General features: G+C 55.7%; 16 protein-coding genes. 8 read left to right on the plus strand and 8 right to left on the minus strand.

All coding sequences use genetic code 11. The features are described from left to right. The first annotated feature begins 6 nt into the window (after nt 1–6). Nucleotides 7–684 (plus strand): iron efflux ABC transporter ATP-binding subunit FetA, encoded by a 678-nt coding sequence (gene fetA, locus OGX80_RS04385; RefSeq protein ID WP_047458355.1) that lies wholly within the window; start codon nt 7–9, stop codon nt 682–684. Next, on the plus strand, nt 671–1,450 hold the full coding sequence (fetB, locus tag OGX80_RS04390) for an iron efflux ABC transporter permease subunit FetB (protein ID WP_047458353.1): 780 nt from the start codon (nt 671–673) through the stop codon (nt 1,448–1,450). The genes fetA and fetB overlap by 14 nt, the downstream gene beginning before the upstream one ends. 72 nt (nt 1,451–1,522) lie before the next feature. Here fetB and OGX80_RS04395 read toward each other — a convergent pair whose 3' ends face one another. The 3 genes from OGX80_RS04395 to tesA are packed head-to-tail and all read right to left on the minus strand — an operon-like array spanning nt 1,523 to nt 3,860. After that, nucleotides 1,523–2,377 (minus strand): co-chaperone YbbN, encoded by an 855-nt coding sequence (locus OGX80_RS04395; RefSeq protein ID WP_058668720.1) that lies wholly within the window; start codon nt 2,375–2,377, stop codon nt 1,523–1,525. A gap of 60 nt (nt 2,378–2,437) precedes the next feature. Then, the gene (locus OGX80_RS04400) at nt 2,438–3,208 is read right to left on the minus strand and encodes an SDR family oxidoreductase (protein WP_101743903.1); all 771 of its coding nucleotides are present in this window, start codon (nt 3,206–3,208) and stop codon (nt 2,438–2,440) included. A 28-nt stretch (nt 3,209–3,236) separates the two neighbouring features. Further along, complete coding sequence (tesA, locus tag OGX80_RS04405; protein ID WP_024130579.1) at nt 3,237–3,860, minus strand: multifunctional acyl-CoA thioesterase I/protease I/lysophospholipase L1; 624 nt, start codon at nt 3,858–3,860, stop codon at nt 3,237–3,239. On the opposite strand from tesA, the gene ybbA reads away from it, so the two are divergent. From ybbA to OGX80_RS04435, 6 genes are all read left to right on the plus strand, one after another. After that, nucleotides 3,831–4,517, plus strand: coding sequence for a putative ABC transporter ATP-binding protein YbbA (gene ybbA / locus OGX80_RS04410; protein ID WP_012133471.1), 687 nt, complete (start codon nt 3,831–3,833; stop codon nt 4,515–4,517). The genes tesA and ybbA overlap by 30 nt on opposite strands. Beyond that, a complete protein-coding gene (gene ybbP / locus OGX80_RS04415; RefSeq protein ID WP_115181887.1) occupies nt 4,514–6,928 on the plus strand; it encodes a putative ABC transporter permease subunit YbbP in 2,415 nt (804 codons plus the stop codon). The genes ybbA and ybbP overlap by 4 nt, the downstream gene beginning before the upstream one ends. Before the next feature lie 302 nt (nt 6,929–7,230). Then, nucleotides 7,231–8,373, plus strand: a complete 1,143-nt coding sequence (locus tag OGX80_RS04420) for a porin (RefSeq protein ID WP_024130578.1) — start codon at nt 7,231–7,233, stop codon at nt 8,371–8,373. 294 nt (nt 8,374–8,667) lie between these two features. Next, nucleotides 8,668–9,498 (plus strand): MetQ/NlpA family ABC transporter substrate-binding protein, encoded by an 831-nt coding sequence (locus OGX80_RS04425; RefSeq protein ID WP_115181886.1) that lies wholly within the window; start codon nt 8,668–8,670, stop codon nt 9,496–9,498. A 62-nt stretch (nt 9,499–9,560) separates the two neighbouring features. Continuing rightward, entirely contained in the window at nt 9,561–10,577 is a 1,017-nt protein-coding gene (gene sfbB / locus OGX80_RS04430; RefSeq protein WP_115181885.1) for a virulence-associated ABC transporter ATP-binding protein SfbB, read from the plus strand. Then, nucleotides 10,570–11,229 (plus strand): methionine ABC transporter permease, encoded by a 660-nt coding sequence (locus OGX80_RS04435; RefSeq protein WP_012133464.1) that lies wholly within the window; start codon nt 10,570–10,572, stop codon nt 11,227–11,229. Before sfbB ends, OGX80_RS04435 begins: the two co-directional genes overlap by 8 nt. A gap of 60 nt (nt 11,230–11,289) precedes the next feature. On the opposite strand, the gene mnmH is transcribed toward OGX80_RS04435, so the two are convergent. From mnmH to ppiB, 5 genes are all read right to left on the minus strand, one after another. Then, complete coding sequence (gene mnmH, locus OGX80_RS04440; protein WP_101743901.1) at nt 11,290–12,372, minus strand: tRNA 2-selenouridine(34) synthase MnmH; 1,083 nt, start codon at nt 12,370–12,372, stop codon at nt 11,290–11,292. Nucleotides 12,373–12,471: 99 nt separating this feature from the next. Continuing rightward, nucleotides 12,472–13,539 (minus strand): 5-(carboxyamino)imidazole ribonucleotide synthase, encoded by a 1,068-nt coding sequence (gene purK, locus OGX80_RS04445; RefSeq protein WP_115181884.1) that lies wholly within the window; start codon nt 13,537–13,539, stop codon nt 12,472–12,474. Next, nucleotides 13,536–14,045 (minus strand): 5-(carboxyamino)imidazole ribonucleotide mutase, encoded by a 510-nt coding sequence (gene purE / locus OGX80_RS04450; protein WP_049011469.1) that lies wholly within the window; start codon nt 14,043–14,045, stop codon nt 13,536–13,538. Before purE ends, purK begins: the two co-directional genes overlap by 4 nt. Before the next feature lie 118 nt (nt 14,046–14,163). Beyond that, nucleotides 14,164–14,886, minus strand: coding sequence for a UDP-2,3-diacylglucosamine diphosphatase (lpxH, locus tag OGX80_RS04455; RefSeq protein WP_114847731.1), 723 nt, complete (start codon nt 14,884–14,886; stop codon nt 14,164–14,166). Nucleotides 14,887–14,888: 2 nt separating this feature from the next. Next, nucleotides 14,889–15,383, minus strand: coding sequence for a peptidylprolyl isomerase B (gene ppiB / locus OGX80_RS04460; RefSeq protein WP_003021875.1), 495 nt, complete (start codon nt 15,381–15,383; stop codon nt 14,889–14,891). Nucleotides 15,384–15,532: the final 149 nt, after the last annotated feature.

A 15,532-nucleotide genomic window follows, 5' to 3' on the forward strand; every position in this document is an offset into this window, starting at 1 on the left:
TGTGAGATGAAAGAGAGCAGCCCTTTGCTCCAGCTAAGAAAGGTGGGATACCAGGCTGGCGCCACAAAAATTCTCAATAACATCAGTTTCATGCTGAATGCCGGGGAATTTAAACTGATTACCGGCCCATCCGGGTGCGGTAAAAGCACATTGCTAAAGATTGTGGCGTCATTAATCAGCCCGGATACGGGGGATATCCTGTTTGAAGGCGAAGAGATTGCCACGCTTAAGCCCGAAACTTACCGCCAGCAGGTCTCTTATTGCGCCCAGACGCCAGTGCTGTTTGGCGATACGGTGTATGACAACCTGATTTTCCCCTGGCAGATCCGCAACAAAACGCCGGAACCGAAGGCTTTTCTCGCCGATCTGGCGCAGTTTGAGCTACCGGAAACCATTTTACAGAAAAACATTACGGCGCTTTCCGGCGGGGAAAAACAACGTATCTCATTGATCCGTAATTTACAGTTTCTGCCGCAGGTTCTGCTGCTGGATGAGATCACCAGTGCGCTGGATGAGCGCAATAAAGAGAATGTGAATGACATTATTCATCGCTATGTTCGCGATAAAAATATTGCCGTGCTGTGGGTAACGCACGATAAAGATGAAATTAATCATGCGGATAATGTGATTACGCTTCAGCCTCATGCCGGAGAAATGCAGGAAGCTACCTATGAACGAGCATAATATAACGAATGAGTCGCTGGCGTTATCGATGATGCTGGTGGTTGTGGCTATTCTGATTAGCCACAAAGAGAAACTGGCGCTGGAAAAAGATATTCTCTGGAGCGTTGCCCGGGCGGTAATCCAGCTTGTTATCGTCGGCTATGTTCTGAAATACATTTTTGGCGTCAATCACGCCATCCTGACATTATTGATGGTGCTGTTTATCTGTTTTAACGCGGCGTATAACGCGCAAAAACGCAGTAAATATATTGATAAAGCGTTTACCTCGTCGTTTATTGCGATTACGACCGGAGCGGGGCTGACGCTGGCGGTACTGGTATTGTCAGGATCTATCGAGTTTACGCCGATGCAGGTGATCCCGATTTCCGGCATGATTGCGGGTAACGCGATGGTGGCGGTAGGGCTGTGCTACAACAATCTGGGCCAGCGATTCAGCAGCGAGCAGCAGCAAATTCAGGAGAAGCTCAGTCTGGGCGCAACGCCGAAAACGGCGTCTGCGGGGCTTATTCGCGACAGTATTCGCGCGTCGCTGATCCCGACCATTGATTCGGCAAAAACGGTTGGGCTGGTGAGCTTACCGGGGATGATGTCCGGGTTGATTTTTGCCGGTATCGATCCGGTAAAAGCGATTAAGTATCAGATAATGGTGACTTTTATGCTGCTATCCACAGCAAGCCTGTCGACCATTATCGCCTGCTATTTAACCTACCGGAAATTCTATAATTCGCGCCACCAACTGGTGGTGACGCATTTAAAGAAGATGTGATGCCGGAGGGATCGGTATTTTTAGCGTTTGTAGGCCCGATAAGCGTAGCGCCATCGGGCAAAATGTAGCGGATTAGTACAACAGCGCGTACAGCTGGCGGCGGAATTTCGACGCCAGCGCATCGCCGGTGCCTAACGCGGCGAGGATCTCCTGGAACGTTTTCCGCGCCTGACCGTCTGCGGCGGCGAGATCTTTCTTCAAATGGCTGAACAATAACTCCAGCGCCTCTTCGTTACGCCCGACCTGATGCAGTTGCAGCGCCAGTTGCGCCGCCAGCGCCGCATCTTCTGGATTGTCCGCAACCTGCTGTTGCAGTTGCTGGATTTCCGGGGTGTCGGCCGCCTGTTTCAGTAAATCAATCTGCGCGACCAGGCCCTGATAGCGGGTGTCCTGATCCTGTAACGGAATGGTTTTCAGCACGGCTTCGGCGTCTTCCGTACGGTTGAGGGCAATCTGGGTTTCCGCCAGCAGCAGGCCGATCTCGCCGTTCTGATGAGAGAGCTGCCAGGCGTCTTTCAGCAGCGGCAGCGCTTCAATGTAGTTGCCTTCCTGCATCAGTTGCATCGCCTGCTGCGCTTTCAGCTCTTCTTCACGCGGCAGCACTTTGTCGAGCAGCGCGCGAATCGCTTCTTCCGGCTGCGGCCCCTGGAAGCCGTCGACCGGCTGACCGTTCTGGAACAGATACACGGTAGGAATAGCGCGCAAGCCAAACTGGGAGGCGATCATCTGCTCGGCGTCGCAGTCGAGCTTCGCGAGGATAAACTGGCCGTTGTACTGTGCGGCAAGGCTTTCCAGCACCGGCGTCAGTTGCAGACAATGCTGGCTGCGTTCAGACCAAAAATAGAACAGAACCGGGGTGGTCATCGACTGTTCGAGGGTCTGTTGCAGGTTAGATTCGTTAATATTGACAATATTTTGTACGGACATGGAGTCACTCTCTTTATGTCTGGTTCTCTTTTACATGGGGGCTGACGCGCGTGCTTCAACTCAACCCTGCAAAATTTTGTCCATCGCGCGTCCCGGCAGCACGCGCTTCAGCAGCGTGATCGCCCACGTCACCATCGTAACCGGGTAGCGTAATTTCGGTTTGTCGCTCTCAAAAGCATGGCGGACTTTAGCGACAACGGCTTCTGGCCCGAGCGTAAAACGCGCGGCAATCCCCGGATTTTCTACCGGTTTGTCGCTCTGGGTCTGGCTGACGTTATCGGTAAACCGGGTACGAATCGGGCCGGGTTCGATCAGGCTGACCTTAATACCCGTGTGGCGCAGCTCCATGCGCAGCGCATCGGACCAGGCTTCCAGCGCATATTTGCTGGCGGCATAGGCGCCGCGCCCTGGCGTGGAGATCAGCCCCATCACGGATGAGGTCATCACAATGCGCCCTTCGCCGTACGGCAGCATAGCAGGGAGCAGGCGCATAGTGAGCTGGTGCGCGCCAAAGAAATTGGCGGAAAACTGCTGCTCCATCTGCGCGCGGCTGATAGTGGTAAGCGGGCCATACACGCCGTATCCGGCATTGTTAAAGATCCCATATAAACGATTATCGGTCAGGGCGATCACGTCGTCTGCGGCGCGATCCACGCTTTCCGGCGAGTCGAGGTCGATCAGCACGCCGGTGAATCCCATGCTGTTCATCCGCGTGACGTCATCGGGTTTACGGCAACCTGCCAGAATTTGAAAACCCTGACGTTTCAGTTCAAGAGCGCTTTCCAGACCGATTCCGCTGGAACATCCTGTAATTAAGACCGATTTTTGCATAACTTTACCTGTCAGGATCTCCGTTGATTTACGAGTCGTGGTTAACTAATGGGGTTAGTTGTTGCGCCATCCAGTCGGCAATAAACGGCTGGGCGTCGCGATTAGGATGAATACCGTCGTCCTGCATCCATTGTGGTTTCAGATAAACCTCTTCCATAAAAAAGGGCAGAAGCGGAATATCAAACTCTTTAGCAAGCCGTGGGTAGATGGCGCTAAAGGTTTCATTATAACGGCGACCATAGTTTGCGGGCAGACGAATTTGCATGAGCAACGGCTCGGCGTTTGCGGCCTTCACATCCAGCAGAATTTTACGCAGGGTTTGCTCGGTTTGCTGAGGTTGAAAACCGCGCAGGCCGTCATTGCCGCCAAGCTCGACCAGAACCCAGCGGGGCTGATGCTGCTTCAGCAGCGCAGGCAGACGCGCCAGGCCTTGCTGCGAGGTGTCGCCGCTAATGCTGGCATTGATGACCGGCGTTTTGTCCTGCCATTTGTCGTTAAGCAGCGCAGGCCAGGCCGCGCTGGCGGACATGCGGTATCCGGCGCTCAGGCTGTCACCCAGAATTAATAACGTGTCCGCTGCGGCGGCGCGGAACGTTAACAGGACCAGAAACAGGAAGGGCAAATGCCAGCGGAAAACATTGTTGAAGTTCATCGTCTTAAGAAGTCCGTCGGTCAGGGTGAGCATGAGCTTTCCATCCTTACCGGAGTTGAACTGGTTGTCAAACGCGCCGAGACCATTGCGCTGATCGGCGAGTCAGGATCGGGGAAATCGACGCTGCTGGCGATTCTGGCCGGGCTGGATGATGGCAGCAGCGGCGAGGTGAATCTGGTCGGGCAGTCTCTGCACACGATGGATGAAGAGGCGCGGGCGCAGCTGCGCGCGCAGCATGTCGGCTTTGTTTTCCAGTCTTTTATGTTGATTCCCACGCTGAATGCCCTGGAAAACGTTGAACTGCCCGCCTTGCTGCGGGGAGAGAACAGCGGGAAAAGCCGCGATGGCGCGAAAGCGTTGCTGGAACAGTTAGGCCTGGGGAAACGTCTTGATCATCTTCCGGCCCAGCTTTCCGGCGGCGAGCAGCAGCGTGTGGCACTGGCGAGAGCGTTCAACGGGCGGCCGGACGTGCTGTTTGCCGATGAACCGACGGGAAACCTTGACCGGCAGACCGGGGATAAAATCGCCGACCTGCTGTTTTCGCTTAATCGCGAACATGGCACCACCCTGATTCTGGTGACGCATGACCCGCAGCTGGCGGCGCGTTGCGACCGGCGATTACGCCTGGTGGATGGGCAGTTGCAGGAGGAGGCATGATTGCACGCTGGTTCTGGCGCGAATGGCGCTCACCTTCCTTACTGATTGTCTGGCTGGCGCTGAGTCTGGCGGTGGCCTGCGTGCTGGCGCTGGGCAATATCAGCGACCGCATGGAAAAGGGTTTAAGTCAGCAAAGCCGTGATTTTATGGCCGGAGACCGGGCGCTGCGCAGTTCGCGCGAGGTGCCGCTGGCGTGGATCGATGAGGCGCGCAAACGCGGTCTGAAAGTGGGCGAACAGATGACCTTCGCCACCATGACCTTCGCGGACGATACGCCGCAGTTGGCCAGCGTCAAAGCGGTGGATGACGTTTATCCGATGTACGGTGAGCTGCAAACGAATCCGCCGGGGTTAAAACCGCAGCCGGGTTCCGTGTTGCTGGCGCCAAGACTGATGGCGCTCCTCAACCTGAAAACGGGTGACAGCATCGACGTCGGTGACGCCACGCTGCGTATTGCTGGCGAGGTGGTACAGGAGCCGGATTCCGGGTTTAACCCTTTCCAGATGGCTCCACGCCTGATGATGCACATTGCGGATGTTGAAAAAACGGGCGCAGTACAGCCGGGAAGTCGCGTGACGTGGCGCTATAAGTTTGGCGGTACGCCGCAGCAGCTGGACGGCTATGAAAAGTGGCTATTGCCGCAGCTTAAGCCTGAACATCGCTGGTACGGACTGGAACAAGATGAAGGCGCGCTGGGCAAATCGCTTGAACGCTCGCAGCAGTTCCTGCTGCTGTCGGCGCTGTTAACGTTGCTGTTAGCAGTCGCGGCGGTGGCGGTGGCGATGAGCCACTACTGCCGCAGCCGCTACGATCTGATTGCGATCCTCAAAACGCTGGGGGCGGGCAGGGCGCAGCTGCGCAAGCTGATCGTCGGGCAGTGGGGGATGCTGCTGGCTCTTTCCGCCGTGACGGGAGGCGCCATTGGGTTATTGTTCGAGAACGTGCTGATGGTGCTTCTTAAACCGGTGTTACCCGCCGTTCTGCCGCCAGCCAGCCTCTGGCCGTGGCTGTGGGCGCTGGGAACGATGATCATCATTTCTTTGCTGGTTGGACTGCGTCCGTATCGTTTGCTGCTGGCGACGCAGCCGTTGCGTGTGCTGCGGCGTGATGTGGTTGCGCGTGTCTGGCCGCTGAAGGTGTATCTTCCGGTGGTCACGGTTGTTGTCGTCGCGCTGCTCGCGGGGTTGATGGGCGGCAGCATGTTGCTGTGGGCGGTGCTGGCCGGCGCGGTGGTGCTGGCGCTACTTTGCGGTGTGCTGGGCTGGATGCTGTTGAACGTGCTGCGCGGTATGACGTTGACATCGCTGCCTCTGCGCCTGGCCGTAAGCCGACTGCTGCGCCAGCCGTGGTCCACGTTAAGCCAGCTCTCGGCTTTTTCGCTCTCCTTTATGCTGCTGGCGCTTCTGCTGGTGCTGCGCGGCGATCTGCTGGATCGCTGGCAACAACAACTGCCGCCGGAAAGTCCGAACTATTTCCTCATCAATATCGCTTCTGAACAGGTGGTGCCGCTGAAGGCCTTCCTGTCTGAGCATCAGGTGATCCCGGAGGCATTCTTCCCGATCGTGCGGGCGCGACTGACGGAGATTAATGGTCTGCCGACCGAAGGAAATCAGGACGAAGCGCTTAACCGTGAGCTGAATCTGACGTGGCAGGATACGCGCCCGGATCATAACCCGATTACTGCCGGAAGCTGGCCGCCAAAAGCGGGAGAGGTCTCGATAGAGGAAGGGCTGGCGAAGCGGCTGAATATACAACTCGGCGATCGCGTGACCTTTATGGGCGATACCCAGGACTTTAGCGCGACGGTCAGCAGCCTGCGCAAAGTAGACTGGGAAAGTCTGCGGCCTAACTTCTTCTTTATCTTCCCCTCCGGCGCGCTGGACGGGCAGCCGCAGAGCTGGCTTACCAGCTTCCGTTGGGAAAATGGCAACGGCATGCTGACGCAGCTTAATCGCGAGTTCCCGACCATCAGCCTGCTGGATATCGGCGCGATCCTGAAACAGGTCGGTCAGGTGCTGGAGCAGGTCAGTCGGGCGCTGGAGGTGATGGTGGTGCTGGTCACGGCCTGCGGCATGCTGTTGTTACTGGCGCAGGTTCAGGTCGGAATGCGTCAACGTCATCAGGAACTGGTGGTCTGGCGCACCTTAGGCGCGGGCAAAAAACTTCTGCGCACCACGCTCTGGTGTGAATTTGCCATGCTGGGTATGGTCTCCGGGCTGGTGGCGGCGATCGGCGCGGAAACTGCGCTGGCGGTGCTGCAAAGTCAGGTGTTCGATTTTCCGTGGGAACCGGACTGGCGCGTGTGGATTATTTTGCCCGTCTGCGGCGCATTATTACTTTCATTATGCGGCGGATGGCTCGGCGCGCGTCTGTTAAAAGGCAAAGAGTTATTTCGCCAATTTAATAATTAATTTATAGATGTGATGATCACACACCGGTTTTTATACCGGTGTGTAGTTTTAATAATATAATTTATATACGTGATGATTACGCACCGGTGTTTATACCGGTGTGTACTCCCTATGTGGCACGAATTGTTAACCCCTCGATTTTTAGTAGCACAAAACATTAAAAACCCGCCAACACGACAGGATTAATACCAGTTAATATTTAATTGCTAAATAGTTAGCGGGCTATGCCCGTTGTTTTTTACGTTGCCGGTATTTTGCCAGCAGTGCGAATAATGACGGGTAAATCTATCAAGGAAAATATAATGACAATAAAAAAAACAGCGCTGGCGGCATCGATCGGCGCGGCAGTGGCATTAACGTCTTTCGCATCTCAGGCGGAAATCACTGTTCTGAAACAAGATCCACAGGCGGGTAATCCGCTGAGCCGTCTTAACTTCACCGTTGGCGGCAGTATTCGTCCTCAGTTCCAGAATATGGCTGGCGACGACGGTAAAAATGGTTACAAACGTAATGGCTTCGATGGCGGCACCCGTTTCCGTTTCGCGGCTGATTACTATCTGTTTGATGACATTAGCTGGGTCAGCTACTACGAGCTGGGCGTTAACTTCCCGGCGATGTTCAACTGGGATAATCACTACGCAGACGGCGCGAACGACACCACTCGTCGTATGCTGTACACCGGTCTGAAAAGCGATACCTGGGGTACGCTGACTTTCGGTCAACAGAACAGCGTTTATTATGATGTGGTTGGCGTGAAAACCGATATCTGGGACTATGACATGATTGGTCAGGCGCCAGGCAACGGTATCAACGGCGACTATGACGGTTCTTACCGTACCCGTAAATCCCTGAAGTATAAGAAAACAGTCGGCGACGTCGATCTCTACGCGTCTTATCTGTTCAGCGATGATTACAACCCGAACAACGGCCTGCGCTACAAGCGTAAAGGCGGCGGTTCTCTGGGTGCGGATTACCACATCACGGACGATCTGACCTGGGGTACGGCGTGGAACTATACGCGTGCGGAAATGCGCCCAGGTAACGGCGGCGACGGTAAAGACTACGATCAAAATATCGTTGGTACTGCGCTTAGCTGGACGCCGGATAACTGGACCTTCGCGCTGGGCGGCGGCTGGTATCAGAACTTCATGACCACCAAACGCGTAGACGCGCATGACTACTTTGCGGGCGACGCATGGGGTATTGAATACTTTGCCGGTTATAAATTCCCGATCAACCAGTATGCGGTGAAATCTATTCAGCCGTACTTTATGGGTGACCGTATTGAATATGTGAACGGCCGTAACTACCAGCGTATTGATAATGGCGTCGGTATTAGCTTCCAGCTGGATTATGGTTTCCGCGTGGATTACGAACACGTATTCACCTCCAGCACCGACGATCTGGGCGATATGAACCTGGTTCGTCTGCGTTACGACTTCTAATCATTGACGCCTGCCAAACCGAATGCCCGATGGCGCTTGCGCTAATCGGGCCTACGAGTGCAGCGCAATAATAGAGCGTCCAGGCCGGATAAGGCATTTATGCTGCTATCCGGCTTTTTCATTTCTGCCCATCCCCTTTCAACGACATACTCTGCAACATCATGAAATAATTTCAAGGACAACAGGTTGTGAACTGTGTCATGTTAACAAATAGCCTTGTATTCAGGCCCAAATGAACAACGTCGCATCGCACGGCGTACTGCACTGCATCACAACATTTAAAAGGGAGAAATTATGGGACTGCGTCAGAGTTTACGCGTTGCCGCCGGGGCGCTTTTGCTGGCCTGCGGCCTGCAATTTGCTCATGCTAATAACGATCCACAGACTATTGTATTCGGCGTCGCGCCGGGTCCGTATGGCGATATGGTCAAACAGGCCATCGCGCCAACGCTGAAAGAGAAAGGCTACAAGGTCGTGGTGCGCGAATTTAGCGACTATGTTCAGCCAAACATGGCGTTATCCAATGGCAGCATTGACGCTAACCTGTTCCAGCACACGCTCTATTTTGAAAAATTCACCGCCGATAAAGGGCTGAAACTGACGAAGCTGATCGTCGTGCCGACGGCCGGAATGGGGTTCTATTCCCGTAAAGTCAACAGCCTGGACGAGCTGAAGAAAGGGGACATTATTACCCTGTCGAATGACCCGACCAATCTGGCGCGCGGTCTGCGTTTCCTGCAATCAATCGGTCTTATCACCATTAAAGACAATATCGACCCGACGAAAGCCTCCGAGCGTGATATCGCCAGCAACCCGAAAGGGCTGGTGTTTAAACCGCTGGAAGCGGCACAGCTGCCGCGCACGCTGGATGGCGTGACCGGCGCGCTGGTTAACGGTAATTTCGCCGTTGCGGCGGGGCTGGATCTTTCCAGCGCGCTAAAACAAGAGCAACTGGATGAAAACCTGAAAAATATCATTGCCGTACGCAGTGAAGATGCCGACAAGCCGTTCGCGAAAGATATTGTCGACGCGGTGAAATCTCCGGCCTACCGTGCGGTTATTGACGATCCGAAGAATATTTACAGCGCCTTCCAGAAGCCGGAATGGATGACCGCAGACAAATAATCGCTGCGCAAGGGAATTAACGGGGCAGCGGCGACTGCCCTTTTCGCATTTCTGAGGTGAGCATGATTGAGATTGAAAAGGTCTGCGTGGATTTTACGGCAGGCCGTGGCGCATCGACCCGCGCGGTGGATGATGTCAGCCTGCGGATAGCGGCGGGCGAAATTTTTGGCATTGTCGGCACCAGCGGCGCGGGAAAAAGTACGCTGCTGCGTACCCTTAATGCCTTAACGCGCCCGAGTCAGGGAAGCGTGAAAGTGAACGGTGTGGCGATCTCTGCGCTGGAAGGGGCGAATCTGCGTAAAGCCCGCCAGCGTATTGGGATGATTTTCCAGCACTTTAATCTGATGCATACCCGCACGGTGGCGCAAAACGTCGCTTTCAGCCTGAAATCCGCCGGATGGGAGCGCAGCAAGATCGCCCCGCGCGTTGCCGAAATTCTGGCGCTGGTCGGGCTGGCGGATAAGGCGAACCGCTTTCCGGTACAGCTTAGCGGCGGTCAAAAGCAGCGAGTGGGGATTGCCCGCGCGATCGCCAACCATCCAGATGTACTGCTCTGCGACGAACCGACTTCCGCGCTGGATCTGGAAACGTCAGCGACCATTCTGGCGCTGCTCAAACAGATTAACGAACAGCTGGGGATCACGATCGTGCTGATCACCCATGAGATGAATGTGATCAAGTCCATCTGCGATCGCGTGGCGGTGATGTCCGGCGGCAAAGTGGTGGAGTCGGGCGACGTGTTTGATGTTTTCGCTCATCCGCAGCACGCCTTCACACAGCAGCTGGTGTCGCACACCCTCAATCTGACGTTACCGGAACGTCTGCGCCAGCATCTGCCCGGTCAGTTACTGAAAATTCTGTTTATCGGTGATTCGGCGGAGCAGCCGGTGTTGTCTGATGTGGCGGTGAAGTTCGGCGTAGCGGTGAACATTCTGCACGGCAAAATTGAATATATCGGCGAACGCGCGCTGGGGATTTTAGTGGTGCAACTGACTGCGCCGCACAACCCGCCAGCGGTGGATGCCGCGGTAGCGCATATTCGGCAACGTACTGCGCAGGTGGAGGTGATTCGTGGATGATTTACTGCCGGATTTAACGCTGGCGTTCAATGAAACCTTTCAAATGCTGAGCATTTCAACGGTGCTGGCGGTTGTCGGCGGGCTGCCGCTCGGCTTCCTTATCTTTGTCACCGACCGGAATCTGTTCTGGCAGAATCGCTTCGTGTATCTGGTGAGTTCGGTTCTGGTGAACATTATTCGCTCGGTGCCGTTCGTGATTTTGCTGGTGCTGCTGTTGCCGCTCACGCAATTTTTGCTCGGCAATACCATCGGGCCGATTGCCGCCTCCGTCCCTCTCTCTGTTGCGGCGATAGCGTTCTATGCGCGTCTGGTTGATAGCGCGCTGCGTGAGGTGGATAAAGGGATTATCGAAGCGGCAGAAGCGTTCGGCGCCAGCCCGATGCGCATTATCTGCACCGTACTGCTGCCAGAGGCCAGCGCCGGTCTGCTACGCGGGCTGACCATCACGCTGGTGAGCCTGATTGGCTATTCCGCGATGGCCGGGATTGTCGGCGGCGGCGGGGTCGGCGACCTGGCGATTCGCTACGGTTATTACCGCTACGAAACCCAGGTGATGATTGTCACCGTGGTCGCGTTGATTATTCTGGTGCAGGTTGTACAGATGCTCGGCGACTGGCTGGCGAAACGCGCCGATAAACGCGACAGACATTAGGGCATAGTATTTGTAGGCGGATAAGGCGTTAGCCGCCATCCGGCAAATCGCCTGCAATCGCTAGTTTTGAAGCCACTGCGCAACGTCCTGCCATATGCCGCGAAAGACGATTTTCGCGGCTTTCTTTTCCAGTTGATAGCGATACATCGGATCGTAGTATTCGTTGAGGAGCGGCACCAGCCAGGCCAGATGCCCGTCGGTACTGCCGCTGGCCTGCTGCATGGCCAGCGCAGCGTCTAGTTTTACCGTCAGCTCTTTAAAACGCTGCAAACCAAGGCGGCGCTGAATGGCGGAAAGCCCATGATGCAGATAGTCGCTGTACGCCTGCCAGCCGTCTTCTTCCCCACAGGCATGGGTGAAGTCGCGATGCATGCGGATAAAATACTCATCGCGCAGCCGCTCCAGACGCAGCTCGAACGGATCGTCCACAACCGCAATGGATGCCTGCGCCATGCGTTCGCGCAGACATTCGGGCAGATGATTTGCGCCAATCATCCGGCCTTCGTCTTCCAGCACCCACATCTGCAACTCCTGACGGGCGTCGGTTTTCAACATCTCCACGGCGAGCTGGTTTTCAAAACTGGCCTGACTCAGCTGCGGCTTCAGCGTGCGGCCGAATGACGAACCGCGATGATGCGCCAGCCCTTCCAGATCCACGCCGTTCGGCTGCTGTCGAACCAGCTGTGTTTTTCCGCTGCCGGTACAGCCGCCAATTAAGATCATGGGTTTTTGTACCAGCGTGTCGGTGATGTGCATGGCCGCCTGGCGGAGCGCTTTGTAGCCGCCCTGGATCAGCGGATAATCCACGCCGGACTCATGTAGCCATTGTTGTACGATATGCGAACGCTGACCGCCGCGCGCGCAGCAGAGATAACCCCGTGGATGTTGAATACAGGCTTTTCGCCAGGCCTCCAGCCGCCGTTGACGCTCGTCGCCGGCAACGAGTTTATGGCCCAACGCCAGTGCCGCTTCCGGCCCCTGGCGTTTGTAACAGGTGCCGACTGCCGCGCGTTCTTCATTATTCATTAAGGGCAGGTTAATCGCAGTGGGCATGGCGCCCTGCGTAAATTCTATCGGCGCGCGAACGTCGATTAAAGGCGTATCGGCCGCCAGAATGGCGCGATAGTCCGTCCCATCGTTCATTGTGGAATCCTGAAAAAAAACAAACGGCAATGACGGGGATTTTACGCGCTGAAGGAGGAGCCGGAAAAGGATAAGATTCCTTTCCCGGCATTTTATGTATTACTTAAGCTTACTTTGCGCCCAGATGATGCCGCTGGCGTATTCCGGCGGCAGCAAGGGAACTAAGGCTTCCAGCGTTGCGCTTAAGCGATCGGTATCGCTGTCGGTCAGGTTCAGGTGGCCCACTTTACGCCCCTCGCGAACCTCTTTGTCGTACCAGTGCAGATGCACCAGCGGCAGTTTCAGCCAGTCGTAATTCAGAGCGCTGCCAATCAGGTTCACCATCACGGACGGGCTGTCCACGACCGGTGACGGTAACGGCAGACCGGTAATCGCGCGCAGATGCAGCTCAAACTGGCTGATGCTGGCGCCGTTTTGCGTCCAGTGCCCGCTGTTGTGTACCCGCGGCGCCAGTTCGTTGATGAGCAACCCTTCCGGCGTGATAAAACACTCCATCGCCATGACGCCGACATAACCCAGTTCATGCATGATGGCGGAGAGCATGGCCTCCGCCTGTTCCTGCTGTTTCGCGTTGGCCTGCGGGAACGCTACGCTGGTGCGCAGAATCCCGTCCTGGTGCAGGTTGTGCGTCAGCGGGTAGAACACGGTGCTGCCGTCATGGGCGCGTGCGCCGACTAACGACACTTCGCCAGAGAAGTTAATGCCCTGTTCAACAATGCACTCGCCGTAACCGTCGTCCGGGAACTGAGCGGTTTCATCCGCGCGTAAACGCCACTGTCCACGGCCGTCGTAACCGCCAACGCGCCGTTTGACGATAGCCAGTTCGCCCAGACGCGCAAATACGGCGGGCCACTCGTCCCGGCTTGCCAGCAACTGCCAGGGCGCCGTCGCCAGCGAGAGTTTGTCAAAAAGCTGCTTTTGCGTCAGGCGGTCGGCAATAATCGGGAAAACGTCGCGGTTGACGAAAGCCGGGTGGCGCGCCAGTTCGCGGGTCAGCGCGGTTTCCGGCCAGCGTTCGATTTCCGCTGTGATCACGCTTTGTTGAACCGGGACGGCGGTAGGTTCCGCGTTCAGCCCGACAGGCCAGACGGTGATGCCCAACGGTTCGCCTGCCTGACGCAGCATCCGTCCTAACTGGCCGTTACCCAGTACGCAGACCTGCTTCATGCCGCACCTCGTGGGTCGGGATTCTCAAGCACCTCATCGGTCTGGGCTTTACGCCAGTCCGCCAGACGTTGGCGCAGGTCTTTATCGTGTGTCGCCAGAATTTGCGCTGCCAGCAGTGCCGCGTTCGCCGCGCCCGCTTTGCCGATCGCCAGCGTGCCGACCGGAATGCCGCGTGGCATCTGGACGATAGAGTAGAGGCTGTCCACGCCGCTCAGCGCAGCGCTTTGCACCGGCACGCCCAGTACCGGCACCAGCGTTTTTGCCGCAATCATTCCCGGCAGATGCGCCGCGCCGCCAGCACCAGCAATAATCACCTGATAACCCTTCTCTTCGGCGCTTTCGGCGAAGCTGAACAGCTTATCGGGGGTGCGGTGTGCGGAAACCACTTCAACGTGGTGTGGAACGTTCAGGATATCGAAGATTTCGGCGGCAAACTGCATGGTAGCCCAGTCGCTTTTGGACCCCATCACGATGGCGACACGCGCCGGATTATTGCGGGAAGACATGCGTCTTAAAACTCCTGTGGTGCACAACTCTCGGCTTTTGAGGGCACAGAGAATAGCACGGAAATACGCCAAGGAAAACGGTTGCGTACCTTATGACGTCGTCAATTCACGGGCGAGGTTAAAACGGGAAATGGAGAAGCTCAACGTCATCCGGCGTGACTTTGACCATCGACCCTTCGCTGTGCCAGGCGCCTAAAACAACGCGGAACGCGGGTTTGCCGTTAGCGCTCAGTTCGTGAACGTCCGGGCGATGAGTATGACCATGAATCAGCCATTGCACATGGTGTTTTTCCATTTCGGCCACCACGGCATGTGGATTAACGTCCATGATCTCCAGTGACTTGCTGCTGTTGGCGGCTTTGCTGCCTGCGCGCATTCTGGCGGCAATACGATTGCGGATAAACAGCGGCAGGGCGAGGAACAGCGTCTGTAGCCAGGGTTTGTGAACTTTGGCGCGAAACGCCTGGTAACCGGCATCGTCGGTGCAGAGCGTGTCGCCGTGCATAATCAATACGCGACGGCCATAGAGGTCGAGCACCTTTTCCTGCGGCAATAGCGTCATTCCACTTTCACGGGCAAAGCGTTTGCCGATCAAAAAATCACGGTTACCGTGAATAAAGAAGCAGGGAACGCCGGAATCTACAACGGCTTTAATGGCTGCGGCCATTTCGCGGTGCAGCGGGTTGGGATCGTCGTCGCCTATCCAGGCTTCGAAAAGGTCGCCAAGAATGTACAGCGCATCGGCCTGGCGCGCGTCACCGGCTAAAAAACGCAGAAAACCGGCGGTGATCGCCGGTTCTTCCGTGCAGAGGTGAAGGTCTGCAATAAACAGTGTCGCCACGATTACTCGCTGACGGTCACGTTTTCGATGATAACGTCTTCTTTTGGTACGTCCTGATGCATACCGCTGCGGCCTGTTGATACGCCTTTGATTTTATCAACCACGTCCATGCCTTCCACGACTTCAGCGAATACGCAGTAGCCCCAGCCCTGCATGCTTTCGCCAGAGAAGTTCAGGAAGTCGTTGTCGGCCACGTTGATAAAGAACTGCGCCGTTGCGGAGTGTGGAGCCTGAGTACGCGCCATTGCCAGCGTGCCACGGGTGTTTTTCAGACCGTTGTTGGCTTCGTTTTTGATCGCTTCTTTGGTCGCTTTCTGCTTCATGCCAGGTTCAAAACCGCCGCCCTGAATCATGAAACCGTTAATAACACGGTGGAAAATGGTGTTGTTGTAAAAACCTTCGCGGCAGTAGTCCAGGAAGTTTTTAACTGTTTCAGGCGCTTTGTCATCAAACGTTTTGATTACGATATCGCCGTGATTAGTGTGGAAAGTAACCATTTTTGCATCCTGTTCCGATATAGTGGTGCTTCGACCCCGATAAGGGTCACATATAGGGGGGTGTTATAGCATAACCGCACGCTGCGATCACCTCGCAAAGTGTGCTGCTTCGATTACGAATAATATGTATCATACGGATATTATTACCC

Origin of the sequence: Citrobacter sp. CK194, assembly GCF_030333395.1 — a bacterium.
GTDB lineage: Bacteria > Pseudomonadota > Gammaproteobacteria > Enterobacterales > Enterobacteriaceae > Citrobacter_B > Citrobacter_B koseri.

Bases quoted from the DNA above. Each gene is read 5' to 3' on its own strand.
- fetA (WP_047458355.1), top strand. From the start codon at position 7: ATGAAAGAGAGCAGCCCTTTGCTCCAGCTAAGAAAGGTGGGATACCAG.
- fetB (WP_047458353.1), top strand. From the start codon at position 671: ATGAACGAGCATAATATAACGAATGAGTCGCTGGCGTTATCGATGATG.
- OGX80_RS04395 (WP_058668720.1), bottom strand. From the start codon at position 2,377: ATGTCCGTACAAAATATTGTCAATATTAACGAATCTAACCTGCAACAG.
- OGX80_RS04400 (WP_101743903.1), bottom strand. From the start codon at position 3,208: ATGCAAAAATCGGTCTTAATTACAGGATGTTCCAGCGGAATCGGTCTG.
- ybbA (WP_012133471.1), top strand. From the start codon at position 3,831: ATGCCAGCGGAAAACATTGTTGAAGTTCATCGTCTTAAGAAGTCCGTC.
- tesA (WP_024130579.1), bottom strand. From the start codon at position 3,860: ATGAACTTCAACAATGTTTTCCGCTGGCATTTGCCCTTCCTGTTTCTG.
- ybbP (WP_115181887.1), top strand. From the start codon at position 4,514: ATGATTGCACGCTGGTTCTGGCGCGAATGGCGCTCACCTTCCTTACTG.
- OGX80_RS04420 (WP_024130578.1), top strand. From the start codon at position 7,231: ATGACAATAAAAAAAACAGCGCTGGCGGCATCGATCGGCGCGGCAGTG.
- OGX80_RS04425 (WP_115181886.1), top strand. From the start codon at position 8,668: ATGGGACTGCGTCAGAGTTTACGCGTTGCCGCCGGGGCGCTTTTGCTG.
- sfbB (WP_115181885.1), top strand. From the start codon at position 9,561: ATGATTGAGATTGAAAAGGTCTGCGTGGATTTTACGGCAGGCCGTGGC.
- mnmH (WP_101743901.1), bottom strand. From the start codon at position 12,372: ATGAACGATGGGACGGACTATCGCGCCATTCTGGCGGCCGATACGCCT.
- purK (WP_115181884.1), bottom strand. From the start codon at position 13,539: ATGAAGCAGGTCTGCGTACTGGGTAACGGCCAGTTAGGACGGATGCTG.
- purE (WP_049011469.1), bottom strand. From the start codon at position 14,045: ATGTCTTCCCGCAATAATCCGGCGCGTGTCGCCATCGTGATGGGGTCC.
- ppiB (WP_003021875.1), bottom strand. From the start codon at position 15,383: ATGGTTACTTTCCACACTAATCACGGCGATATCGTAATCAAAACGTTT.